The organism is Cupriavidus sp. LA-1 (assembly GCF_055385985.1).
On the sequence record NZ_AP031387.1, the window covers coordinates 2,849,837 to 2,873,483 of the forward strand.

A 23,647-nucleotide genomic window follows, 5' to 3' on the forward strand; every position below is an offset into this window, starting at 1 on the left:
TGCAGCCATCGCCGCAACCGGGACTGCCATGGTGCAAGCAATCCGATCTGCCCGCGGGTATCTGTTGAAAGCCGCGCAACTGACGCAATGGCTGCGCCGCAGCCCTGAGAGCAACTGGGCCAACGGCCCCGACAGCGCCGCGCCGCTGACCGCCTTCATGGCACCGGCCCTGGATGCCGCCGCGCTGGCCCCCCAGCGCGAACAGCGGGAGACCTATCCGCCCGAGCCGCACCCGATCCAGCGCTACCGCGCCATCTGGCTGTCGGACATCCACCTGGGCACGCCCGGCTGCCAGGCCGACTACCTGCTGGACTTCCTCAAGCACAACGAATCCGAGCAGCTCTACCTGGTCGGCGACATCATCGACGGCTGGCAGCTGCGCCGCGGCTGGTACTGGCCGCAGAGCCACAACGACGTGGTGCAGAAGCTGCTGCGCAAGGCGCGCAAGGGCACCGAAGTGATCTACGTGCCCGGCAACCACGACGAGGCCGCGCGCCAGTTCGACGGCATGGCCTTCGGCGACATCACCGTGCGCGAAGAGGCGGTGCACACCACCGCCACCGGGCGCCGGCTGTGGGTGGTGCACGGCGACCTGTTCGACGGGGTGGTGCAGCACGCGCGCTGGCTGGCCTACCTGGGCGATTCGCTGTACACGGTGATCCTCGCGCTGAACCGCCACTTCAACCGGCTGCGCGCGCGCCTGGGCTTCCCGTACTGGTCGCTGTCGCAGTTCCTGAAGCACCAGGTCAAGAACGCGGTCAACTACATCGGCGCGTTCGAGAGCGCGATGGTCGATGAGGCGCGCCGCCGCGGCTGCGATGGCGTGGTCTGCGGCCATATCCACAAGGCCGAGATCCGCGAGGTCAACGGCCAGCTCTACTGCAACGACGGCGACTGGGTCGAAAGCCTGTCGGCGCTGGTCGAGACCATCGAAGGCGAGCTGAAGATCGTCTACTGGACCACGCTGCTGGACGCGCCGGTCCCGGCCACGCGCCGCCGTCGCCGCGCCGCCGTGGCTGGCTGAGCCCGGACCGCCCCCCGTTGCCACATCCGCTCTGCCCTTCCAACGCGCCCGAGGAGGCTGCATGAAGATCCTGATCGTCACCGATGCCTGGGAACCGCAGGTCAATGGCGTGGTGCGCACGCTCAAGTCCACGCGCCGCGAACTGGAGGCGATGGGCCACACGGTCGACATGATCACGCCGCTGGAATTCCGCACCGTGCCGTGCCCGACCTACCCCGAGATCCGCCTGTCGCTGTTCCCGGCGGCGCGCGTGCAGCGCCGCATCGAGGCCTTCGCCCCCGATGCCCTGCATATCGCCACTGAAGGGCCGCTGGGACTGGCCGCGCGGCGCCATGCGATCCGCCGCCGGCTGCCGTTCACCACGGCCTACCACACGCGCTTTCCGGAATACGTGCAGGCACGCTTCGGCATTCCGCTGGCGTGGACCTACCGCTTCCTGCGCTGGTTCCACGGCCCGGCCCAGTCCGTGATGGCACCCACCCCGGTGGTGCTCGACGACCTGCGGCACTATGGCATCACCAACGCCGTGCTGTGGACGCGCGGCGTTGACCTGGACGTGTTCACGCTGCAGCGCCCCAATGTGCTCAACACCGCCCACCCGATCTTCCTGTACGTCGGCCGCGTGGCGGTGGAAAAGAATGTCGAGGCCTTCCTGGCGCTGGACCTGCCCGGCTCCAAATGGGTGGTCGGCGACGGCCCGGCCCTGCCGGCGCTGCGCGCGCGCTATCCCGGCGCCAACTACCTCGGCGTGCTGGGCCAGCCCGAGCTGGCCCGGGTGTATGCTTCGGCTGATGTGTTCGTGTTCCCGAGCCGCACCGACACCTTCGGGCTGGTGCTGCTGGAGGCGCTGGCCAGCGGGCTGCCCGTGGCCGCCTATCCGGTCACCGGCCCGATCGATGTGCTGGCCGACAGCCCCGCCGGCGTGATGCACGAAGACCTGCGCGAAGCCTGCCTGGAAGCGCTGCGCATCGACCGCGCCACGGCCCGTGCCCATGCCGAGCGGTTCTCCTGGCGCGCCGCGTCCGAGCAGTTCCTGGCCCATCTGCGGCCGTTCCCTGCCGGCAATCCCGGCCGTGACAGCGCAGCGGCCCAACCCGCCCAGCAACCCCATGTCCAAACCGCGTCCGGAACTGCCGTCCGACCCGCCAATGCAGAAGCCGCCGCAGGCAATGCAGAACGCTGACTACTCCATCGAGCAGAATCCCCACAAGGGCAATCGCGGCCTGGCGCGCGCCTGGCACGCGGCCATCAATTCGCTGTCCGGGCTGCGCTATGCGGTGCTCGAGGAAAGCGCCTTCCGCCAGGAGCTGACGCTGGTGGTGATCCTGACGCCGTGCGCCTTCCTGCTGCCGGTGGGCGCGGTCGAGCGCATCCTGCTGCTGGGCACGCTGCTGGTGGTGCTGATCGTTGAGCTGCTCAACTCCAGCGTCGAGGCCGCGATCGACCGCATCTCGCTGGAGCGGCACAGCCTGTCCAAGCGCGCCAAGGATTTCGGCAGCGCCGCGGTGATGCTGGCGCTGGTGCTGTGCGGCGGCACCTGGGTCGCCATTGCCGGGCCGCACGTGGTGCGCTGGGTGCGGGCGCTGGCGGGCTGATCCGGCACGGACGGCAGAGAATGGGGCAAGGCAGGCCGATTGCTTATAATCGCTACCCTGCCCCCGACTCACTGACCGCACCGATCGCCTGGACGCCCATGGAACCGAAACCGCAAACCGGCCCCCGCCGCACCAGGGACCGCATCCTCGACGTCTCGCTGCGCCTGTTCAACGAAGTCGGCGAGCCCAACGTCACCACCACCACGATCGCGGAAGCGATGGAGATCAGCCCCGGCAATCTCTACTACCACTTCCGCAACAAGGACGACATCATCAACTCGATCTTCGTGCGCTTCGAGCAGGAGATGGAGCGCCGCCTGAAGATGCCGGACGACCACAAGGCCACCCTGGACGAGAGCTGGGGCTACCTGCAGTACATGTCCGAGTTCCTGTGGAACTACCGCTTCCTGTACCGCGACATCAACGACCTGCTGGCGCGCAACCGGATGCTGGAGACCAACTTCAAGCGCATCGTCGAGCAGAAGCAGCGCTTTGCGCACGAGATCTGCCGCCAGTTCATCGAAGACGGCGAGATGGAAGCCACGCCCGAGCAGGTCGAGGCCATCTGCACCAACATGGTGGTGATCGCCACCTACTGGCTGTCGTTCCAGTTCGTGCAGCATCCGCGCCAGTACAACGACCCCGAGCAGATCCGCGGCTACCTGCACGGATCGAGCTACCACATCTTCTCGATCCTGGCCCCCTACCTGCGCGGCCGGGCGCGGGATGCGTTCGACCAGCTGGCGCGCGACTACGCCGCAGCCAGGGCGGCCGCCGACGCGGCAAAGGAAGCGAAGTGAAATCCGTCTGCGTATATTGCGGGTCCAGCCCCGGCAACCGTCCCGAATACGCCGAAGGCGCGCGCCTGCTCGGCCGCACCCTGGCCGCAAGCGGGCTGGCGCTGGTGTACGGCGGCGGCAAGGTGGGCCTGATGGGCATCGTCGCCGACGCCGTGCTGGAGCATGGCGGCAGCGCCATCGGCATCATTCCGGAAGCGCTGATGCAGAAGGAGGTGGGCCACCGCGGCCTGACCGAGCTGCACGTGGTGCGCAACATGCACGAGCGCAAGCAGATGATGGCCGACCGCGCCGACGCCTTTATCGCCATGCCCGGCGGCGTGGGCACCTTCGAGGAACTGTTCGAGACCTTCACCTGGCTGCAGCTGGGCTACCACGACAAGCCGGTGGGCCTGCTGAATCTTTCCGGGTTCTACGACGGCATGCTGGGGTTCCTGTCGCATGCCGTGCAGGAAGGCTTCCTGAAGCAGGTGCATGCCGACCTGCTGCATGTGGCCGACACGCCCGCCGGCCTGCTGGCGCAGTTGGCCGCCGCGCCGCGCGTGCGCGTCGACAAATGGCAGAAAGCGCGCGACAAGACCTGAGCGCACGCCCCTCGCCGGGCCTGGCAGGCCCGGCCTAGAACGATGAGCCCGGCTGCTGCAGGAACGCCAGTTCCTCGGCCGTGCTCTGCCGGCCCAGCACCGCATTGCGGTGCGGAAAGCGGCCAAAGCGCGCGATGATCGCGCGGTGCTTCTCGGCCCAGTCCACCACATCGACCACCCCGCCGCTGGCCTCGCGCAGCTGCGTCGCCAGGCGCACTGACTCGTCCTGGTCCGCCAGCGCCTCGGAATGCTCGAAAGGCATGTGGCAGAACATGCGGTGGTAGTCCGTGGGCAGCGCGCGGTCCATGCCGGTGGCGACGATGCGCCTGGCCAGCGCCAGCGCCAGCGCATCGCTGCCAAAGCTGCGCGGATCGTTGCGGAACATGTTGCGCGGGAACTGGTCCAGCAGCACCACGCGCGCGCAGGCGCCCTCGGGCGTGACCGACCAGTCGTCCGGCGCCCCGTCGCAGGCGACCTGCCAGTCGGACAGGAAGTTCGCGCGGACCTGCGCATCAAAGGCATCCGACTTGGTGAACCATTGCCGGCGCTCGGTATTCCAGGCGGCCGAACCGGGCCGGTCGAACCAGAAATCGAGCACGCGCACGGCGTCTTCAGGCAGTTGGTCGGCCATGTTCTCGGAAACCTTTCGGTGTGAAAAAGGAGCGGCTGCGCCTCAGCGCGCCACGTTGCGCATCCAGTCCGCGGTCTGGAAGAAGGCCTGCATCAGGCGCAGCTGCAGGTCTTCGGACAGGCCGACATCCTGCATCGCCAGCGCCATGCAGCGCATCCACTGGTCGCGCTCGCTCACGCCGATCTCGAACGGCATATGGCGCGCGCGCAGGCGCGGATGGCCAAAGCGATCGATAAAGTGGTTGGGGCCGCCCAGCCAGCCGCACAGGAACCAGAACAGCTTGTCGCGCGATCCGTCGAGCGAAGGCGGATGGAGCGCGCGCAGCCCGGCGAACTGGGTCTCCAGGTCCATCAGGTCGTAGAAGCGGTCGACCAGTTCGCGCACGCGCGCCTCGCCGCCCACCAGTTCAAATGCGGTCACCTCGGCCGTGCCGGGCTTGTCGTTGGATTCAGTACTCATCACACACTCGGTCCGCGCTGCTGAAGCAAGCTGCCTCAGGCATCACGCAAGGTCGCCAGCGCCGGCTGGCGCAGCACTTCGCGCAGGCCCAGCCAGCCGCCGGCAAAAGCGCACAGCATGCCAGAAACCACGCCCACCGGCACGATCCAGGCATTGAAGCGGTACGGGAAATCGAAGACGAACTGCGACAGGCCCCAGCCCACCGCGATCGCGCCGAGGCTGGCCAGGAACCCGGCCAGGCCGCCCACCACCAGGAATTCGGCGTACTGGGTCTGGCGCACCAGGGCGGCCGAGGCGCCCAGCGCCTTGAGCAGGCCGGCGTCGCGCATGCGCTCGTCGCGCGCGCCCGACAGCGCGGCGTACAGCACCGTCACGCCGGCGGCCAGCGTGAACACAAAGAGGAACTCCACCGCCGCGATCACCTGGTCCAGGATGTCCTGGATCTGGCGCAGGATCAGGTCGGTATTGACCACGGTGATGTTGGGGAAGGCCGCGATCAGCCGGTTGCCCAGCGCCGCGCTGGCGGGCGGCAGGTGGAACGACGTGATGTAGGTCTCGGGCAGCCCCTGCATCGCCTGCGGCGGCAGGATCACGAAGAAATTGACGCGCATCGAGCCCCAGTCGAGCTTGCGCAGCGAGGTCACGCGGGCCTGCACGGCCTGGCCGGCCACGTCGAAGCGCAGCATGTCGCCCAGGCGGATGCCCAGCGTCCTGGCGATACCCTCTTCCACCGATGCGCCCGTCTCGGCACCGTTGGTCCCGTTCGACCAGTTGCCGGCGATCACGCGGTTGCCCTCGGGCAGCGCATCGGTATAGGACAGGTTGAATTCGCGCTCGACCAGGTTGCGTGCGCGCCCGTCGGCGAAGCTGTCGCCGCGGATGGCGCGCGCGCCGATATGGGTCAGGCGCCCGCGCACCATCGGGTAGAGCAGGTCCTTGATGCCGGCGCCCGCCAGCATCTGGCGCAGCGGCTCGCGCTGGTCCGGCTGGATGTTGATGATGAAGCGGTTGGGCGCATCGGCCGGCGTGGCGTTGCGCCAGGAATCGACCAGGTCGTTGCGGGTCATGCCGAGCAGCAGCAGCGCCATCAGCCCCACCGCCAGCGCCACGGTCTGCAGCACCGTGACCGCGCGGCGGCGCTCCAGCACCGCCAGCGCAAAGCGCCAGCCCATCGCCGCGCGCCCGCGCAGGCGCCCCCGCAGCAGGCGCGACAGCAGCGTCAGCAGCCCCAGCGCCAGCACGGCGAAGACCACGCCCGCGGCAACAAAGCCGCCCGCCGTGGTCAGCCCGAGCTTCAGGTCGCGCGCCGCCACCAGCAGCAGCGCGACAAAGGCGCCCAGGCCCAGCGCATAGGCCACCCAGGCCGACACCGGCGGCAGCCCGATATCGCGCCGCAGGACCCGCAGCGGCGCCACCCGGGTCAGCGCCAGCAGCGGCGGCAGCGCAAACCCGGCCAGCAGCACCAGCCCGGCCAGCACCCCTACCAGCGCCGGCAGCAGCGACGGCTGCGGCAACGACACCTTGAGCAGCCCGCCCAGCGACAGCAGCAGCCCATAGTGCGCGAGGTAGCCGAGCAGCACCCCGGCCAGCGCGCCGGCCGCGCCCACCAGCAGGAACTCCAGCCCGAAGGCGCGCAGGATCTGCCCGCGCGACAGGCCCAGGCACTTGTAGACCGCGCAGGCATCGGTGTGGCGCTGCATATAGCGGCGCGCCGACATGGCGATGGCCACCGCCGCGATCATCGACGACAGCACCGCCACCAGCGACAGGAAGCGCTCGGCGCGGTCCAGCGTGGCGCGCATCTGGGGCTGGCCCGACTCCAGCGACTCGATCCGGGTATTGCGCAGCTTGCGGCGTTCGATCTCGTCCTGCGCCCATTTCTGGAAGGCGGCGCCGGCCGCGTCGGGGCCGGCCACCAGCAGCCGGTAGGTCACGCGGCTGCCCCAGCCGATCAGCCCGGTGCTGTCCAGGTCCGACAGCGGCATCAGCACGCGCGGCGCGAAGTTCATGAAGCCGGTGCCGCGATCGAGCTCCTGCGTGATGATGCGGTCGATGCGGAAGCCGCGGCTGCCCAGCCGCAGGGTGTCGCCCACGGCAACGCCCAGCGCGCCCAGCAGCGCCTCGTCGACCCATACCGTGCCCGGCGCGGGAATACCGTCTGCGGGCGCATCGGGCGCGCCCGGCGCGCCGGCCACCCTGAGCTTGCCGCGCAGCGGATAGCCGCCGGTCACCGCCTTGAGCGCGGCCAGCTGGCTGGGGGCCTCGGCGCCATCCCGCGCCTTGCCGCTGGCGGTGGCCATGCTCGGGAAGGTGACGGTCTGCGCCACGGCCAGCCCCGCCGCCCGGGCCCGCTGCGCGAAGGCGGCATCGAAGGGCTGGTCGGCCACCAGCAGCACGTCGGACCCGATCATCTGGCGCGCGTCGCGCTCCAGGCCCAGCCGCATGCGGTCGGCCAGGAAGCCCACGCTGGTCAGCGCGGCCACGGCCAGCACCAGTGCGAACAGCAGCAGATAGAGCTCGCCCGCGAGCCAGTCGCGCCGGGCCATGCGCAGCGCCTGGCGCCAGGCGGAGAAACTGCCGCCATGCGCAGGGCGCGCGCTTGCAGGATTGGCGGCAGTGGTCGGGATGTCGATGGCGGACTCGGAGGGCATCGGTTGGTGGTTCTTGGTTCCCGGCGCCAGTGCGCTTCGGGTCAATCGAACAATGAAGAAAGGGCGCACCGCTAGTGCGGTGTGTCCGGCCGCTGTGTCCTGCCGCGCAGGCTCGCATGCAGCCGGCGCACGCCACGCCACAATTTCGGCAGCAGCCACGCCGACACCAGCAGGAAGAGCACCAGCACCACCAGGAACACCACCGGCAGGAAAAACGCCAGCAGCAGGCTGCCGGTCGCGGTCAGGTCTTCAGTGAATGAGGCCGTCCAGTTGGAAAACGGTTCCGGCGACACGTTGATCAGCGCGCGCGTGCCGGCCTTGACCGCATGCGCGGTGCCGGCCAGCGTGCCGCCGATCAGCCCGGCCGCGACCATCCACTGCGGGTCGAGCTGGCCGAACGCGGCGGCGGCCAGGATCGCGCCGGCGGGGATGCGGATGAAGGTATGGATGCCGTCCCAGACGGTATCGAACGCCGGCACCTTGTCGGCAACGAATTCCGCCACGGCCAGCGCCGCGGCCACGCCGATCACCCACCAGGATTCCAGCGGCTGCAGCCCGGGCGGCAGCTCCAGCCAGCCCAGGCGCGCCAGCACGCCGGCGGCCAGCACGGCAAGGTAGAGGCGAAATCCGCTGGCCCAGGACATGCCCGCGGCCAGCGCGGCGGTTTCCAGCATGGCGCTCCTTGCAAGGGTGCGGCGCGGGCCAGTGCAGACAATGGCGCGCCCTGGCAGGGAGTGTAATACGGACCGGGCGGCGCGGCGCCCGCCGCCTTCACGCGGCCTTCACGCCACCCGAATGCCCCTCAGCCTTCTTCCTTGCCGTCCGGGCCGAACCACGGCAACGCCTCTTGCGGGGTCAGGATGCCAGCCGGCTCCGCCATGGTGTAGCCGGGCAGCGCCTCGATGCGCCGGGCAAAGGCCGGATCCGCCAGCAAGGCCAGCAGCGCGGCCATCCAGCCGGCGGTCTGGTCGTTCTTGCGCAGCGCCAGGTAGTAGGCCTCGCGCGTCAGCGGCAAGAAGGTCAGCCCGAGGGCCTCGGCATTCATGCGCAGCCCGAAGCCAGCCTGGGCGCGGCCGCCGTGCACGGCTTCGGCCACTTTCTCATTGCTGAACTCGGTCTCGTCGTAGCCGGCGATCTGGTCCGGATACAGGCCCTGCGCGGCCAGCAGCTGGTCGAACAGCATGCGCGTGCCCGAACTGCGCTGCCGGTTGACGAAGCGCGCCTGGGTGCGCGCCAGGCTGCGCAGGTCATGCACCTCGCGCGCCGCCTCCGGCGCCAGGATCAGGCCCTGCTCGCGCCAGGCCAGCCGCAGCAGCCGCACCGAGCCCGGCCGCAGCCACTTGCGCAGCGTCACGTGCGCGACCGAGCCCGCGGTCTGCACCGGCGAGACATAGAACCCGGCCAGCTCCGACTGCCGCTCCTGCAGGCAGATCAGCCCTTCCACGCTGCCGCAGAAGACCGTGTCGAGCTGCAGCGGGGCCCTGGCCTGGCCCAGCGCGGCGGCCAGCACCTCCACCGCGGGGTCATGGCTGCCGGTGAAGTGCACCTGCGACTGGGGCTGCTGGGCATCGTCCAGTTCGGCAATGAAGTCCGCCATGGCCTTCTGCACCACCGGGTCGACCGATTCGCGCAGGCGCAGTTCGGCGCGAAGCAAGCGTTCGCCGAAGCGCGTCAGCGATGCGCCGCGCCCGCGCTCCATGTCCAGCATGCTGCGCCCGAGCATCTCCTCCCAGGTCCGCATCACGCCCCAGGCATGACGGTACGACAGCCCGATCTCGCGCGCGGCACGGTGCAGCGACCCGGTCTCGCGCACGGCCTTGAGCAGCTGGAACACCTTGCTGTTGGCGCGCGGATTGTCGTCGGCCGCGATCACCGGAAACAGGTCAAAGCGGAAGGTCATATGTTCTCCGCTACATATTTACGAGTCGGTCCTGGCTGCACCACAATGAATACCTCATTCTTATGTTCTTTTGCCGCATTCTCCATGAGATCCAAAGGCAAAAGCAATTATGTTTGCTGGAACATAATACAAAGGAACCCACCGCATGCCGCCTCGCCTTGCCCAACGCCTGCGCCGCCCTGTGCGCCATCTCTTTGCGATTGCCTGCGCAGGACTGCTGTCGGCGGCCCATGCCGGGGAACTGAAGCTGGCCACCACCACCAGCACCGAGAACTCCGGCCTGCTGAAGTACCTGCTGCCGCGCTTCGAGCAGAAATCGGGCGTCACCGTGAAGGTGATCGCCGTGGGCTCGGGCAAGGCCATAAAGATGGGCGAAATGGGCGATGTCGACGTGCTGCTGGTGCACGCCCGCAAGATGGAAGACGCGTTCGTTGCGGCTGGCTACGGCGTGAACCGGCGCGACGTGATGTACAACGATTTCATCGTGGTCGGGCCGGCCAGCGACCCGGCAGGCGTCAAAGGCGGCAAGGACGTGCTGACCGGGTTCCGCAAGCTCGCCGGCAGCGGCAGCAAGTTCATCTCGCGCGGCGACAACTCCGGCACCGACGTGATGGAGAAGGAATACTGGAAACAGCTCGGCATCGAGCCCAAGGGCCAGCCCTGGTACGTCAACGCGGGCCTGGGCATGGGCGAGGTGCTGACCATGGCGGCGCAGATGCCGGCTTATACGCTGTCGGACCGGGCCACCTATGGCGCCTATCGGGCCAAGACCGGCCTGGCAATTGCTATCGAAGGCGATCCGAAGATGTTCAACCCTTACGGGATTATCGCGGTCAACCCGGCCAGGCATCCGGGAACCAACTATGCGGATGCGATGAAGCTGGTGGATTGGATCACGTCCAGGGAAGGGCAGGACGCGATTGGCGGGTACAAGGTGGAAGGCGAGCAGCTGTTCTTCCCAAGCTACAAGGCAAGGTAAGCCCCCTCGCCTGCCACCCCGGCCCGCTCAGCCCGCCTCCGCCTCCAGCCGCGGCAGTTGCGGCAGATCCGCCGCCACTTCGGCAATCATCCGCCGGATCCACATCACATCCGGCGCCGCGTGGCAGCGCTCGTGCCACAACTGGTAGAAGCGCATGCGCGGGAAGGACACCGGCGACGGCACCATGCGGATCGGCAGGTACTGCGCATAGTGCGCGGCGAACTGCCGGCCGGTGGTAAAGACCATATCCGTCTTCATCAGCACATACGGCACCAGGCCGAAGTACGGCAGCGTGACCTGGATATTGCGTTTGTAACCCTGCTCGGCGAGCGCCTGGTCGATCATGCTGCGCTGCATCGAAGCATACGGCGCGGGCGCCAGGTGCGGCATCTCCAGGTAATGCTTGAGCGTCAGGCCCTTGCGCGCCAGCGGATGCTGCGCGCCCAGCATGCACACCACCTCGTCGTCGAACAGCGGCGAGATATGCAGGTGCTCCGGCGGCGACAGCCAGTTGCCGACCACGAGATCCAGCTGCCCCTGTTCCAGGTCCTCCAGGAAGTCCGACGACGACGTCATCGGATGCACGAACAGCTTGGCGCCCGGCGCCAGCCGGCGCACGCGCTCGACAATATTGGGCAGGAAGAAGGCGTCCAGGTAGTCGGGCGCGCCCAGGTGGAAGGTGCGCGTGGTGGTGGCCGGGTCGAACTGCTGCGGCGGGCGCGCGATGCGGTCCATCGCGGCCAGGCTCTGCTCGGCCAGCGCCAGCAGTTCGCGGCCGCGCTCGGTCGGCACCATGCCGTTTTTGCCCCGCACCAAAATGGCATCGCCGGTGATCTCGCGCAGGCGCTTCAGGGTATTGCTGATGGCAGGCTGGGACTGGCCCAGGCGCACGGCCGTGCGGGTCACGCTCTGCTCGGTCAGCAGGGTGTGAAGCACCCGCAGCAAATAAGTATCGAGATGGTCGCGTCCGTGCATGGCGATGGCGGCCCTCCGGCGGGGGCCAGATGGGTGGCGTGGGGGATAGGAACGGCGCATAGTGTATGACAGGCACCCCACTTACGGTCAAATCACCCCCTCCGGGGGGGCGCCGCCCGGTGCGGCGGCGCACCGACCGTCGCGCCCGCTGATGGGGCATATCACCTGGGCCGAATATTGCTGGAAAGGCCAGGGTGCTATGTTTCCGCCATCACCAAGAGAGAGAAGACCATGGAGACGCAAACCATCCGCTTTTTCCACCGCGGCCAGGTCAAGGAAGTATCCGACGCCCCCATTACCCGCACCGTGCTGCAGTACCTGCGTGAAGACGCGCGCTGCACCGGCACCAAGGAAGGCTGCGCCGAAGGCGACTGCGGCGCCTGCACCGTCGTGATCGGCGAGCTGCAGGACGGCGGCGATGTCGAATTCAAGGCGGTCAACGCCTGCATCCAGTTCCTGCCCACGCTCGACGGCAAGGCCCTGATCACGGTCGAGGACCTGCGCCAGGCCGACGGCAACCTGCACCCGGTGCAGGAAGCCCTGGTCGAATGCCACGGCTCGCAGTGCGGCTTCTGCACCCCCGGCTTCGTGATGTCGCTGTGGGCGCTGTACCAGCAGCACACCCCGGGTGGCGAAGCCCCCCCGCGCCAGACCATCTGCGACGCGCTGACCGGCAACCTGTGCCGCTGCACCGGCTACCGCCCGATCATCGACGCCGGCGAGCGCATGATGGCCCTGCCCGCCCCGACCGCGGACAGGCTCAACCCGAAGCAGATCGCCGACACCCTGCGCAACCTCAAGCGCGGCGAGACCTTCCGCTACCGCGCCCAGGGCCAGGAGTTCTTTGCCCCGCGCACCGCGGCCGAGTTCGGCGCGATCAAGGCGGCGCAGCCCGATATCCGCATCCTGGCCGGCAGCACCGACGTGGGCCTGTGGGTGACCAAGCAATTCCGCGAACTGGGCAACCTGCTCTACGTGGGCCAGGTGGAAGACCTGAACCAGATCGAGCAGCGCGACGGCATGATCGAGATCGGCGCCGCCGTGACGCTGGAAAAGGCCTACGCCGCGCTCAACGCCGCGCACCCCGAGCTGGAAGAACTGTGGAAGCGCTTTGCCTCGCTGCCGATCCGCAATGCCGGCACGCTGGGCGGCAATGTCGCCAACGGCTCGCCGATCGGCGACTCGATGCCGGCCCTGATCGCGCTGGGCACGGAGGTGGTGCTGCAGCATGGCGAGACGCGCCGCACGCTGCCGCTGGAAGACCTGTACCTGGCCTACCAGAAGACCGCGATGCAGCCGGGCGAATTCGTCGCCGCGCTGCGCGTGCCGGTGGCCGGCCCGCAGCACTTCCGCACCTACAAGCTGTCCAAACGTTTTGACGAGGATATTTCCGCCGTGTGCGCCGCATTCGGCATCACCGTGCAGGACGGTATCGTCACGCAGGCCCGCATCGCCTTCGGCGGCATGGCCGCCACGCCCAAGCGCGGCGCCGCCACCGAAGCCGCCCTGACCGGCCAGCCGTGGAACGAAGCCACTGCCCGCGCCGGCATGGCCGCGCTGGCGCAGGACTACACGCCGCTGTCCGACATGCGTTCGACCGCGTCCTACCGCAGCCGCGGCGCCGCCAACCTGCTGTACCGCTTCTGGCTGGAAACCAACGCCGAAGCGCTGCCCGCGGCAGCCGTCAACGTCCGCGCCATCGGCGCCGGCGCCACTGAAACCGCCACGGCCTGAGCCAGAGAAAAAGGAAAGCATCGGCATGAACAAGCAAACCGAACCCTTCCTGCTCGACGCCACCGCCGAGCAGGTTCCCCAGGTCGGCGTCTCGCGTCCGCACGAATCCGCCCACCTGCACGTGGCCGGCACCGCCACCTACACGGATGACATCCCCGAGCTGGCCGGCACGCTGCACGCCGCGCTCGGCATGAGCACCCGCGCGCACGCCCGCATCAAGTCGATCTCGCTCGACAAGGTGCGTGCCGCGCCCGGCGTGGTCGACGTGCTGACGGTGGACGACATCCCCGGCACCAACGAATGCGGCCCGATCATCCACGACGACCCGATCCTGGCGCGCGACGTGGTCCAGTTCATCGGCCAGCCGATCTTTATCGTGGTGGCGACCTCGCATGACGCGGCACGCCGCGCCGCGCGCCTGGGCGCGATCGACTACGAAGACCTGCCCCCGGTGCTGTCGCCGCTGGCCGCGCACGAAGCCGGCAGCTATGTGCTCCCGCCCATGCACCTGACGCGCGGCGAGCCCGCCGCGCGCATCGCCGGCGCGAGCCACCAGGACAGCGGCAGGATCCACCTGGGTGGCCAGGAGCAGTTCTACCTGGAAGGCCAGATCTCTTACGCCGCCCCGCGCGAGAACGACGGCATGCATGTGTGGTGCTCGACCCAGCACCCGACCGAAATGCAGCACGCGGTGTGCCATATGCTGGGCTGGCATGCGCACCAGGTGCTGGTCGAGTGCCGCCGCATGGGCGGCGGCTTCGGCGGCAAGGAATCGCAGTCGGCGATGTTTGCCTGCTGCGCCGCGCTGGCCGCCTGGAAGCTGATGTGCCCGGTCAAGCTGCGCCCGGACCGCGACGACGACATGATGATCACCGGCAAGCGCCATGACTTCGTGTTCGACTACACCGTGGGCCATGACGACGAAGGCCGCATCGAGGGCGTCAAGGTCGAGATGGTGTCGCGCGCCGGCTTCTCGGCCGACCTGTCGGGCCCGGTGATGACCCGTGCCATCTGCCACTTCGACAACGCCTACTGGCTGCCGAACGTGCAGATCGACGGCTACTGCGGCAAGACCAACACGCAGAGCAACACCGCCTTCCGCGGCTTCGGCGGCCCGCAAGGCGCGTTCGCGGTCGAGTACATCCTGGACAACGTCGCCCGCGCGGTCGGCAAGGATTCGCTGGACGTGCGCCGCGCCAACTTCTACGGCAAGACCGAGAACAACGTCACGCCTTATGGCCAGACCGTGGAAGACAACGTCATCCACGAACTGATCGACGAACTGGTCGCCAGCAGCGAATACCGCGCCCGCCGCGAGGCCACGCGCGCGTTCAACGCCACCAGCCCGGTCCTGAAGAAGGGAATCGCCATCACCCCGGTGAAGTTCGGCATCTCGTTCAACGTGGCCCACTTCAACCAGGCCGGCGCGCTGGTGCACGTCTACAACGACGGCTCGGTACTGGTGAACCATGGCGGCACCGAGATGGGCCAGGGCCTGAACACCAAGGTGGCGATGGTGGTGGCGCACGAGCTGGGCATCCGCATGGAACGCGTGCGCGCGACCGCGACCGATACCAGCAAGGTGGCCAATACCTCGGCCACCGCCGCGTCGACCGGTGCCGACCTGAACGGCAAGGCCGCGCAGGACGCCGCCCGCCAGATCCGCGAGCGCCTGGCCGTGTTTGCCGCGCGCAAGGGCGGCGTGGAGCCGTCCGAGGTGCGCTTCAACGATGACCTGGTCAGCGCCGGCGAATTGCGGATGTCGTTCAGCGACCTGGCGCGCGAAGCCTACGTGGCGCGCGTGCAGCTGTGGTCCGACGGCTTCTACACCACGCCCAAGCTGTACTGGGACCAGAGCAAGCTGCAGGGCCGCCCGTTCTACTACTTCGCCTACGGTGCCGCGTGCTCCGAGGTGCTGGTCGACACGCTCACCGGCGAATGGAAGCTGCTGCGCGCCGACGCGCTGCACGACTGCGGCCGCTCGCTGAACCCGGCGCTGGATATCGGCCAGGTCGAGGGCGCCTTCATCCAGGGCATGGGCTGGCTCACCACCGAGGAACTGTGGTGGAACAAGGACGGCAAGCTGATGACGCACGCCCCGTCCACGTACAAGATCCCGACGGTCAACGACTGCCCCGAGGAATTCAACGTGCGCCTGTTCCAGAACCGCAACGTCGAGGACAGCATCCACCGTTCCAAGGCCGTGGGCGAGCCGCCGCTGCTGCTGCCGTTCTCGGTGTTCTTCGCGATCCGCGATGCCGTGGCCGCCGTCGGCGACTACCGCATCAACCCGCCGCTGAAGGCCCCGGCCACCAGCGAGGCGATCCTGGACGCCGTCGACGCCGTGCGCGCAGCCGTGGCACAGCCAGCCTGAGCTGGCTGAACGATCGCAGGAAGCGCGCGCCTGCGGGCGCCCCCGGACTTTCCCCCCTTGGCCGCGTTGACGGGCATGGGGCCGGAGGAAGAAGCAGGTGCGCGCCCCCCTTGCGATGAGGCCGCGCAGGCAGCAGGACAGCATCAAGCAGCAACAAGCAGTAACCAGGCAACACCGACAAGGCCCCCGACATGCAGGACGCACCGCTCAAACCCTTCCGCTTCGCCGACGCCGCCCGCATGGTGCGCGCCGGCGTGCCGGTGGCGATGGTCACCATTGTCGAGGTCAAGGGCTCGGCCCCGCGCGAAGCCGGCATCCGCATGCTGGTCAGCGCCGACGACCTGGTCGGCACCATCGGCGGCGGCCACCTGGAGTGGCGCGGCATGGATATCGCGCGCGAAATGCTGGCGCGCAATGAAACCCGCCGGATCGAGCGCATCCCGCTGGGTCCCGCGCTGGGCCAGTGCTGCGGCGGCGTGGTACAGCTGGCGTTCGAGGTACTGGGCGAGGCCGACCTGGCGTGGCTTGATGCCGTGGCACGGAAGTTCGCGGCCCACTGCTCGCTGCAGCGGCAGGTCCCGGCCAGCGGTGCGGTCACGTTTGGCGACAGCCACGCCGTCATCCCCGGCGTGACGCTGCGCGCCGACGGCAGCTGGACCGATACGCTGGTGCCCGACACCATGCACGTGGTGCTGTTCGGCGCGGGCCATGTCGGCCATGCGCTGGTCAAGGTGCTGGCCACGCTGCCGTGCCGCGTGCACTGGGTCGACGAACGCGACACGCTGTTCCCGGGCGGGCTGCCCGACAACGTCGAGGCCGAGGCCAGCGACACGCCCGAGGCCGTGGTGGCGCAGGCGCCCGCGGGCAGCTACTTCCTGGTCATGACGCACAGCCATGCGCTGGACCAGACCCTGTGCGAGGAAATCCTCAAGCGCACCGATTTCGCCTACTTCGGGCTGATCGGTTCCAAGACCAAGCGCGCGCGCTTTGAACACCGCATGGCCGAGCACGGCATCGACCCGGCCCGGTTTGCGGAAATGACATGCCCCATGGGGGTTCCAGGGATCACCGACAAGGCTCCGGCTATGATTGCGGTAGCCATCGTCGCCCAGCTGCTCCAGGTCCGCGAACAGCGCCTTGCCGCGCTGCGTGCGGGCCGCCTGGAGGCGGTGCATCCCTGAACCCGTGCCGCCGGCCCCGCCGGCAGGCACAGAAATGCCCAGAAACGAGGCCCCCCATGACCATCGATGCCGCGCTCGCGGAACAGATCCGCCGCACCCCCAAGGCCGAACTGCATGTGCATATCGAAGGCACGCTTGAGCCGGAACTGATCTTCCGGCTGGCGCAGCGCAACCAGGTGGCGCTGCCCTACCCGAGCGTCGAGGCGCTGCGCGCCGCCTACGCCTTCACCGACCTGCAGTCGTTCCTGGACATCTACTACGCCGGCGCCAGCGTGCTGCTGACCGAGGAAGATTTCTTCGACATGACCATGGACTACGTCAAGCGCGCCGTCGCCGACAACGTCCGCCACGCCGAGATCTTCTTCGATCCGCAGACCCACACCGCGCGTGGCGTGCCCATCGGCGTTGTAATCGACGGCATCGCCGACGCCCTGGCCCAGGCGCGCACCGAATATGACTTTTCCAGCAGCCTGATCCTGTGCTTCCTGCGCCATCTGTCGGAGGCAGACGCCTTCGCCACGCTGGAAGCGGCGCTGCCCTACCGCGACCGCTTTGTCGGCGTCGGGCTGGATTCGTCGGAGCAAGGCAATCCGCCGGAGAAATTCGCGCGCGTGTTCGCCAAGGCACGCGAGCTGGGCCTGAACCTGGTGGCGCATGCGGGCGAGGAAGGCCCGGCGCAATACGTCACCGATGCGCTCGACATCCTCAAGGCGCAGCGCATCGACCACGGCGTGCGCGCCATCGACGATCCGGCACTGGTGGAACGCCTGGCGCGCGAGCGCGTGGCGCTGACCGTGTGCCCGCTGTCCAACGTCAAGCTCAAGGTCTACCCCGACCTGCGCGACCACCCGCTCAAGCGCATGCTCGATGCCGGCGTGATGATCACGCTGCATTCGGACGACCCGGCCTATTTCGGCGGCTATATGAACGCCAACTGGGAAGCCACCTTTGACGCGTTGCCGCTGGACGCGGCCGACGCCCGCAAGCTTGCCCGCAACAGCTTTGAAGCGGCCTTCCTGCCCCCCGTGCAGAAGGCCGAATTCCTGGCGGAAGTCGACCACTTCTGGTCGGCCCCGCCCAAGTCCCCGCCCGCAACGGCCCCCGCGGCCTGAGCACGGCGCACGCCAATAACCCGGCCCGTTGCCTGAACCCTTCGGTTCCGCGCGGGCCGGCCACAAGAGACAAACCATGACGACCAACCCCAAGACTGATTCCCTCACCCGTGCCATTCGCGGCCGCGTGCTGCATTTCCTGCGCGATCCGCAATTCCATGAGGACGCGTATCAGTATTGGGACGACGGGGTGCTGATCGTCACCAACGGGCGCATCGCCGCGGCCGGCGACTACACGGAGCTGGCCGCGCGCATCCCGGCCGACGCCGAAATCGTCGACCACCGCGGCAAGCTGATCGTGCCCGGCTTTATCGACACCCACGTGCACTACCCGCAGACCGACATGATCGCGTCGCCGTCGCCGGGCCTGCTGCACTGGCTCGACACCTACACCTTCCCCGAAGAACGCCGCTTTGCCGACCCCGACTACGCGCGCGGCGTGGCCGGCTTCTTCACCGAGGAACTGCTGCGCAACGGCACCACCAGCGCGGTGGTCTGGAGCACGGTGCACAAGGCCTCGGCCGAAGCCCTCTTCGCCGAGAGCGAGGCGCGCAACCTGCGCATGATCACCGGCAAGGTGATGATGGACCGCAACTGCCCCGAGTTCCTGCGCGATACGGCCGAGAGCGGTGCCCAGGACTCCGCCGACCTGCTGTCGCGCTGGCATAACAAGGGGCGCCTGGCCTACGCGATCACGCCGCGCTTCGCACCGACCTCGACCGAGGCGCAGCTGGCCGCCTGCGGCGAGCTGGCGCGCGCCTACCCGGACGCCTTCATCCAGACCCACGTGGCCGAGAACCGCGACGAGGTCAAGTGGGTGGCCGAGCTGTTCCCGGACACGCGCAGCTACCTGGACGTGTACGACCGCTACGGCCTGCTGCGCCCGGGCGCGATGTACGGCCACGCCATCTACCTGGACCAGGACGACCGCCGGCGCCTGGCCGACAGCGGCGCGGCGGTGGCGCATTGCCCCACCTCCAACCTGTTCCTGGGCAGCGGCTTCTATGACTTCCACCAGTCCGACGCCAACCGCCTGAACGTGACGCTGGCCACCGATGTCGGCGGCGGCACCTCGTTCTCGATGTTCCGCACCATGAACGCCGCGCACAAGGTGGCGCGCATGGGCGGCTACTACCTGACCGCGCTGCGCATGTTCTACCTGGCCACTCGCGCCGCGGCCGAGGCGCTGGGCTGGACCGAACGCATCGGCAGCTTTGGCGTTGGCTGCGAGGCCGACTTCATCGTGCTGGACCCCCAGGCCACGCCGCTGATCGCCCGCCGCAGCAACCGCTCGGAAACGCTGGAAGAAGAACTGTTCGCCTTTGCCATGCTGGGCGACGACCGCGTGATCGACAGCGTCTATGTGATGGGCAAGGCTGCCCACGTGCCGACCGCCTGATTCGTCACACCGCGCCTGCAGCCGCCCGCCGCCCCGCGGCGGGCGTGCTTTTACCGCTACCCCCATCCCTCCGGCTTGACGACCGTCAAGACTGTCTCCGGCAAAGCCTTCTAACCTTGCGGTTCCGCCGCGGCCATTCTGTCTTGCCGCGCACCGATACCCATCGACCGCAATCAGAAGGTTCTGCATGACCGCTTATCAATCCGCTGATCCCGCCCCCGGGCACGCCCACACGCATGTCCCCGGGCACGCGCAGGCGCGCGCCCAGGCCCCGCATGAGGCGCCCCTTCCGGAACCGATCGCGCCGGACGCGCCAATGCCATCGCGCAAGATCATCCGCAGCTGGCTGATCCCGCTGGGCCAGCGCAGCACGCCGCGCGCGCTGATGCTGTTCGCTTTCGATTACCTGGTGTTCGGCGCCGTGCTGGCCGGCGTGGTGCTGGCGCCGCACTGGGCCGCCAAGCTGGCACTGGGCGTGCTGACCGGGTTGATCATCGCGCGCCTGTTTATCATTGGCCACGACGCCTGCCACCAGAGCCTGACGCCGCGCCGCGGCCTGAACAAGTGGCTGGGCCGGCTGACCTTCCTGCCGTCGCTGACGCCGTACAGCCTGTGGGAAGTCGGCCACAACGTGGTGCACCACGGCTACACCAACCTGAAGGGCTTCGACTTTGTCTGGGCGCCCTACTCGCTGGAAGAATTCAACGCGCTCCCGCGCTGGCGCCGCGTGATGGAGCGCATCTACCGCACCGGCTTCGGCCCGGGTCTGTACTACCTGGTCGAGATCTGGTGGTGCAAGCTGTTCTTCCCCAGCAAGCGCCAGATGGCCACGCGCCGCACGATCTTCACCGGCGACTGCCTGCTGGTAGCAGCCTTCGGGCTGGCCTGGATCGGCGCGCTGGCGGGCCTGGCGCTGGCCACGGAGCAGTCGGTCTGGATGCTGATCGGCACGGGCTTTGTGCTGCCATTCCTGGTGTGGAATATCACCGTGGGCTTCGTGCTGTATGTGCACCACACCCACACCAGCGTCGCCTGGTATGACACCAAGGCGATGTGGGCCAAGGCGCAGCCCTTTGTCTCGACCACCGTGCACCTGCGCTTCCGCCACGGCATCGGCGCGGCGCTGCACCACATCATGGAACACACCGCGCACCACGTCGACATGAGCGTGCCGCTGTACCGCCTCAAGCGCGCCCAGGCGCTGCTGGAACACGCGCTGCCGGGCCGCATCATCATCGAGAGCTTCTCCTGGCGCTGGTACTTCGACACCGCGCGCCGCTGCAAGCTCTATGACTTCAAGGCGCTGTGCTGGACCGATTTCCGCGGCCGCCAGACCAGCGACAACGCGCCGGTACCGGCCTGAGGGCTGCCTGCCCGGCGGCGGCGGCGGTGGGTGGACGCCCGCCGCCGCCGCCGTTATAATTGCCGCTTCCATTGGGGAGTAGCCGCCCTGCTCCCACCGCGCCGCGCAATGCGGACAACGGGGGACAGGGGCGTACGTCAACAGACTTGACCGCTTGCGGTTATGGCGTGCGCAGCTCCGGACCCGCCTGGGCCGTTCTGATACGGACCCGGCAGCGTCCAGCCTGGCGAGACCGATGACCATACCTTTCTGGCCGGGCCGGGAAAGGTGTGCGTCATTGGCATCTCGCGATGCATTGCGGCCCGGTTACCCCACAAGACAAACATGGAAGCCTTCCTCGTCTCCACAGGTATCGTCGCCCTCGCTGAAATGGGCGACAAGACGCAATTGCTGTCGCTGGTGCTGGCCGCGCGCTACCGCAAGCCCGTACCCATCATCCTCGGCATCCTGATCGCCACCCTGTTCAACCACGGCTTTGCCGGCGCGCTCGGCGGCTGGATCACGCACGTGCTGGGCGAAAGCCTGCTGCGCTGGATCCTGGGCCTGGGCTTTATCGCCATGGCTGGCTGGATGCTGATCCCCGACAAGTTCGACGACGACGAGCAGGCCAAGCCGGTCAAGGGCGCGCTCGGCATCCTCGGCACCACCATCGTCGCCTTCTTCTTTGCCGAGATGGGGGACAAGACCCAGATCGCCACGGTGGCGCTGGCTGCGCGTTTCAGCGATGCGGTGATCGCCGTGGTGGCCGGCACCACCTTCGGCATGATGGTTGCCAATGCGCCGGCGGTTCTGCTTGGCGACAAGTTTGCCAACAAGATGCCGATCGGGCTGGTGCACAAGATTGCCGCGGCAATCTTCCTGGTGCTTGGCGTGCTGGCGCTGCTTAACTTCGGCAAATGAAAGACAACTGAAAGCTGACCGGCGGGATGGTGTAACACGCCCTTACAACACCCTGTCCCGCCAGGCATGCACTCGCCCGTTATGGAAGCCATCCGCATCGACGGACGCCCTGTATTCCATAACGAGGAGAAACTGCAATGCCAAGCACAACCCGCCCCATACAGCGGTCCCTGCCGCAACTCTGGAAGCCCGCGCTGGTGGCGCTGGTGACCGCCTGCTCGCTGACCGGCTGCGTGACGGAACGCGTGGTCGTGCGCGAACCCGCGCCGCAGCACCAGGTGGTGCGCGCCATGCCGGCGCCGGTGCACGAAGACCGCGGCGCCGCGCCGGGCTACGGCTGGAACTGGGTGCCCGGCCACTGGCGCTGGGCCGGCAATGACTGGCTCTGGGTGCACGGCAAATGGCTGCAGCAGCCGGTGCCGCCCATGCCCGCCGTCATCGTCGAGCAGATCACCGTGGCACCTGCCCCGCATGCCTACTGGGTACCCGGTCACTGGGTGTGGCGCTATGACGCCGGCGGCGGCTGGATGTGGGTAAGGGGCGCCTGGCACTGAACGCGGGCAGTTGCCGCACAGGCCGCGAAGAAGCAAAAAAAAACGGGGCACAAGGCCCCGTTCAAACCCTCGCCGGTCCGGTACTGATGGTTGCCAACTGCACAACCCTCCGGACCGTCGATCACCGATGCTCGGATTTCGCGGGCCGGCGGCACGCGCCGGCCCTGATGCTGTTCAGGTCAAGCCACCCTTAGTTGGTGGTCTTGGCACCGCCTTCGAACCACTGGCCCAGCAGGGCGCGTTCGTCGTCGGTGATCTGCGTCACGTTGCCCAGCGGCATGGCTTTCTGCTGCACGGCCTGCTGGTAGATCATCTGGGCGTGGGCCTTGATGTCTTCCGCGGTATCGAGCTTGATGCCCTTGGCCGCGGTCGGCATCATCTTCGGCTGCTCGGCGTGGCATTGCACGCAGCGGGCGTTCACGACTTCCTGCACCTTGGCAAAGCTGACGGCAGTGGCGGCGGCAGCGGCGTCACCGCCTTCGGCCTTGGCCACGGTCGGGCGCGGTTGCGGCGCAATCAGCACGGCCACCACGGCCAGCGCGGCAACGCCGGCGGCAGGCCACAGGACGTTGATCTTGCCCTTGTGCTTCAGGATGAAGAACTGGCGGATCAGCACACCGGCCAGCATGATCAGGATCAGCACGGCCCAGTTGTACTTGTAGCTGTAGGTCATGCTGTAGTGGTTCGACAGCATCGCGAACAGCACCGGCAGCGTGAAGTAGGTGTTGTGCACGCTGCGTTGCTTGCCGCGCTTGCCGTGGATCGGGTCCACCGGCTGGCCGGCCTTCAGTGCCGCCACCACCTTGCGCTGGCCCGGGATGATCCACACCAGCACGTTGGCGCTCATGATCGTCGCGACCATCGCGCCGGTCAGCAGGAACGCCGCACGGCCCGAGAAGATGTGGCAGGCCACGAATGCCGCAGCAGCAATGTAGAGCGCCACCAGGATGCCGACGGTGCGGTCGCTCTTGCCAAACAGCCGGCAGATGCCGTCATAGACGATCCAGCCGATCAGCAGGTACGACACCGCAAAGCCGACCGCCGCGCCGGGCGACATGTCGAACACGTTCTTGTCGATCAGGAACGTGCTGGCATTGAACAGGTACAGCACCACCAGCAGCGCGAAGCCGCTCATCCAGGTGGAATACGACTCCCAGTAGAACCAGTGCAGGTGTTCCGGCAGCGCCTTGGGTGCGGTCAGGTACTTTTGCGGGTTGTAGAAGCCGCCGCCGTGCACGGCCCACAGTTCGCCGTCGACGCCCTTTTCCTTCAGGTCAGGCGCCGTGGGCTTCATCAGGCTGTTGTCCAGCCACACGAAATAGAACGAAGAGCCGATCCATGCGATGGCGGTGATGACGTGCACCCACCGCAGCAGCATATTGGCCCAGTCGAGGATATAGCCTTCCATGTCTTGTCTCCTGTTTCCCTATGCCAC

At 68.0% G+C, this 23,647-nt stretch carries 21 protein-coding genes and 1 riboswitch; of the genes, 14 read left to right on the plus strand and 7 right to left on the minus strand.

What is annotated here, in order from left to right:
- The first annotated feature begins 28 nt into the window (after positions 1-28).
- The 5 genes from ACZ5MJ_RS13295 to ACZ5MJ_RS13315 all read left to right on the plus strand — a co-directional run bounded on the left by ACZ5MJ_RS13295 (position 29) and on the right by ACZ5MJ_RS13315 (position 4,000).
- The gene (locus ACZ5MJ_RS13295) at positions 29-1,024 is read left to right on the plus strand and encodes a UDP-2,3-diacylglucosamine diphosphatase (protein WP_464219885.1); all 996 of its coding nucleotides are present in this window, start codon (positions 29-31) and stop codon (positions 1,022-1,024) included.
- Positions 1,025-1,085: 61 nt separating this feature from the next.
- On the plus strand, positions 1,086-2,207 hold the full coding sequence (locus tag ACZ5MJ_RS13300; protein WP_464219887.1) for a glycosyltransferase family 4 protein: 1,122 nt from the start codon (positions 1,086-1,088) through the stop codon (positions 2,205-2,207).
- The gene (locus tag ACZ5MJ_RS13305; RefSeq protein ID WP_464219888.1) at positions 2,134-2,619 is read left to right on the plus strand and encodes a diacylglycerol kinase; all 486 of its coding nucleotides are present in this window, start codon (positions 2,134-2,136) and stop codon (positions 2,617-2,619) included. Before ACZ5MJ_RS13300 ends, ACZ5MJ_RS13305 begins: the two co-directional genes overlap by 74 nt.
- A gap of 98 nt (positions 2,620-2,717) precedes the next feature.
- Positions 2,718-3,419, plus strand: a complete 702-nt coding sequence (locus ACZ5MJ_RS13310; protein WP_464219889.1) for a TetR/AcrR family transcriptional regulator — start codon at positions 2,718-2,720, stop codon at positions 3,417-3,419.
- On the plus strand, positions 3,416-4,000 hold the full coding sequence (locus ACZ5MJ_RS13315) for an LOG family protein (RefSeq protein ID WP_464219890.1): 585 nt from the start codon (positions 3,416-3,418) through the stop codon (positions 3,998-4,000). Before ACZ5MJ_RS13310 ends, ACZ5MJ_RS13315 begins: the two co-directional genes overlap by 4 nt.
- Before the next feature lie 34 nt (positions 4,001-4,034).
- Here ACZ5MJ_RS13315 and ACZ5MJ_RS13320 read toward each other — a convergent pair whose 3' ends face one another.
- The 5 genes from ACZ5MJ_RS13320 to ACZ5MJ_RS13340 all read right to left on the minus strand — a co-directional run bounded on the left by ACZ5MJ_RS13320 (position 4,035) and on the right by ACZ5MJ_RS13340 (position 9,641).
- Entirely contained in the window at positions 4,035-4,631 is a 597-nt protein-coding gene (locus ACZ5MJ_RS13320; RefSeq protein WP_464219891.1) for a DUF924 family protein, read from the minus strand.
- Positions 4,632-4,673: 42 nt separating this feature from the next.
- Positions 4,674-5,090 (minus strand): group II truncated hemoglobin, encoded by a 417-nt coding sequence (locus tag ACZ5MJ_RS13325; RefSeq protein WP_464219893.1) that lies wholly within the window; start codon positions 5,088-5,090, stop codon positions 4,674-4,676.
- Positions 5,091-5,125: 35 nt separating this feature from the next.
- Complete coding sequence (locus tag ACZ5MJ_RS13330) at positions 5,126-7,741, minus strand: ABC transporter permease (protein WP_464219894.1); 2,616 nt, start codon at positions 7,739-7,741, stop codon at positions 5,126-5,128.
- 71 nt (positions 7,742-7,812) lie between these two features.
- Positions 7,813-8,415, minus strand: coding sequence for a DUF4126 domain-containing protein (locus ACZ5MJ_RS13335; protein ID WP_432259613.1), 603 nt, complete (start codon positions 8,413-8,415; stop codon positions 7,813-7,815).
- Positions 8,416-8,543: 128 nt separating this feature from the next.
- Positions 8,544-9,641 carry a substrate-binding domain-containing protein gene (locus ACZ5MJ_RS13340; protein ID WP_464219895.1) on the minus strand — a complete coding sequence of 366 codons (1,098 nt, stop codon included), beginning with the start codon at positions 9,639-9,641 and terminating at the stop codon, positions 8,544-8,546.
- A 145-nt stretch (positions 9,642-9,786) separates the two neighbouring features.
- On the opposite strand from ACZ5MJ_RS13340, the gene ACZ5MJ_RS13345 reads away from it, so the two are divergent.
- The gene (locus tag ACZ5MJ_RS13345) at positions 9,787-10,620 is read left to right on the plus strand and encodes an ABC transporter substrate-binding protein (protein ID WP_464219897.1); all 834 of its coding nucleotides are present in this window, start codon (positions 9,787-9,789) and stop codon (positions 10,618-10,620) included.
- A 27-nt stretch (positions 10,621-10,647) separates the two neighbouring features.
- On the opposite strand, the gene ACZ5MJ_RS13350 is transcribed toward ACZ5MJ_RS13345, so the two are convergent.
- Positions 10,648-11,595, minus strand: coding sequence for a LysR substrate-binding domain-containing protein (locus ACZ5MJ_RS13350; RefSeq protein WP_464219898.1), 948 nt, complete (start codon positions 11,593-11,595; stop codon positions 10,648-10,650).
- 231 nt (positions 11,596-11,826) lie between these two features.
- Between ACZ5MJ_RS13350 and xdhA the strand changes: the two genes are divergently transcribed.
- From xdhA to ACZ5MJ_RS13390, 8 genes are all read left to right on the plus strand, one after another.
- Positions 11,827-13,329 carry a xanthine dehydrogenase small subunit gene (gene xdhA, locus ACZ5MJ_RS13355; RefSeq protein WP_464219900.1) on the plus strand — a complete coding sequence of 501 codons (1,503 nt, stop codon included), beginning with the start codon at positions 11,827-11,829 and terminating at the stop codon, positions 13,327-13,329.
- 25 nt (positions 13,330-13,354) lie between these two features.
- Complete coding sequence (xdhB, locus tag ACZ5MJ_RS13360; RefSeq protein WP_464219902.1) at positions 13,355-15,703, plus strand: xanthine dehydrogenase molybdopterin binding subunit; 2,349 nt, start codon at positions 13,355-13,357, stop codon at positions 15,701-15,703.
- Between the two features lie 191 nt (positions 15,704-15,894).
- Entirely contained in the window at positions 15,895-16,884 is a 990-nt protein-coding gene (gene xdhC, locus ACZ5MJ_RS13365) for a xanthine dehydrogenase accessory protein XdhC (protein WP_464219903.1), read from the plus strand.
- A 56-nt stretch (positions 16,885-16,940) separates the two neighbouring features.
- The gene (locus tag ACZ5MJ_RS13370; protein WP_464219904.1) at positions 16,941-17,996 is read left to right on the plus strand and encodes an adenosine deaminase; all 1,056 of its coding nucleotides are present in this window, start codon (positions 16,941-16,943) and stop codon (positions 17,994-17,996) included.
- A 76-nt stretch (positions 17,997-18,072) separates the two neighbouring features.
- Positions 18,073-19,395 carry a guanine deaminase gene (gene guaD, locus ACZ5MJ_RS13375; RefSeq protein WP_464219906.1) on the plus strand — a complete coding sequence of 441 codons (1,323 nt, stop codon included), beginning with the start codon at positions 18,073-18,075 and terminating at the stop codon, positions 19,393-19,395.
- 187 nt (positions 19,396-19,582) lie between these two features.
- The gene (locus ACZ5MJ_RS13380) at positions 19,583-20,758 is read left to right on the plus strand and encodes a fatty acid desaturase (RefSeq protein WP_464219908.1); all 1,176 of its coding nucleotides are present in this window, start codon (positions 19,583-19,585) and stop codon (positions 20,756-20,758) included.
- A gap of 50 nt (positions 20,759-20,808) precedes the next feature.
- A riboswitch (yybP-ykoY riboswitch) is annotated at positions 20,809-21,018 on the plus strand.
- Between the two features lie 64 nt (positions 21,019-21,082).
- Positions 21,083-21,658 carry a TMEM165/GDT1 family protein gene (locus ACZ5MJ_RS13385; RefSeq protein WP_464219910.1) on the plus strand — a complete coding sequence of 192 codons (576 nt, stop codon included), beginning with the start codon at positions 21,083-21,085 and terminating at the stop codon, positions 21,656-21,658.
- Positions 21,659-21,795: 137 nt separating this feature from the next.
- The gene (locus tag ACZ5MJ_RS13390) at positions 21,796-22,212 is read left to right on the plus strand and encodes a hypothetical protein (protein ID WP_464219911.1); all 417 of its coding nucleotides are present in this window, start codon (positions 21,796-21,798) and stop codon (positions 22,210-22,212) included.
- 190 nt (positions 22,213-22,402) lie between these two features.
- Here ACZ5MJ_RS13390 and ACZ5MJ_RS13395 read toward each other — a convergent pair whose 3' ends face one another.
- A complete protein-coding gene (locus ACZ5MJ_RS13395; RefSeq protein WP_464219912.1) occupies positions 22,403-23,620 on the minus strand; it encodes a urate hydroxylase PuuD in 1,218 nt (405 codons plus the stop codon).
- Positions 23,621-23,647 lie beyond the last annotated feature (27 nt).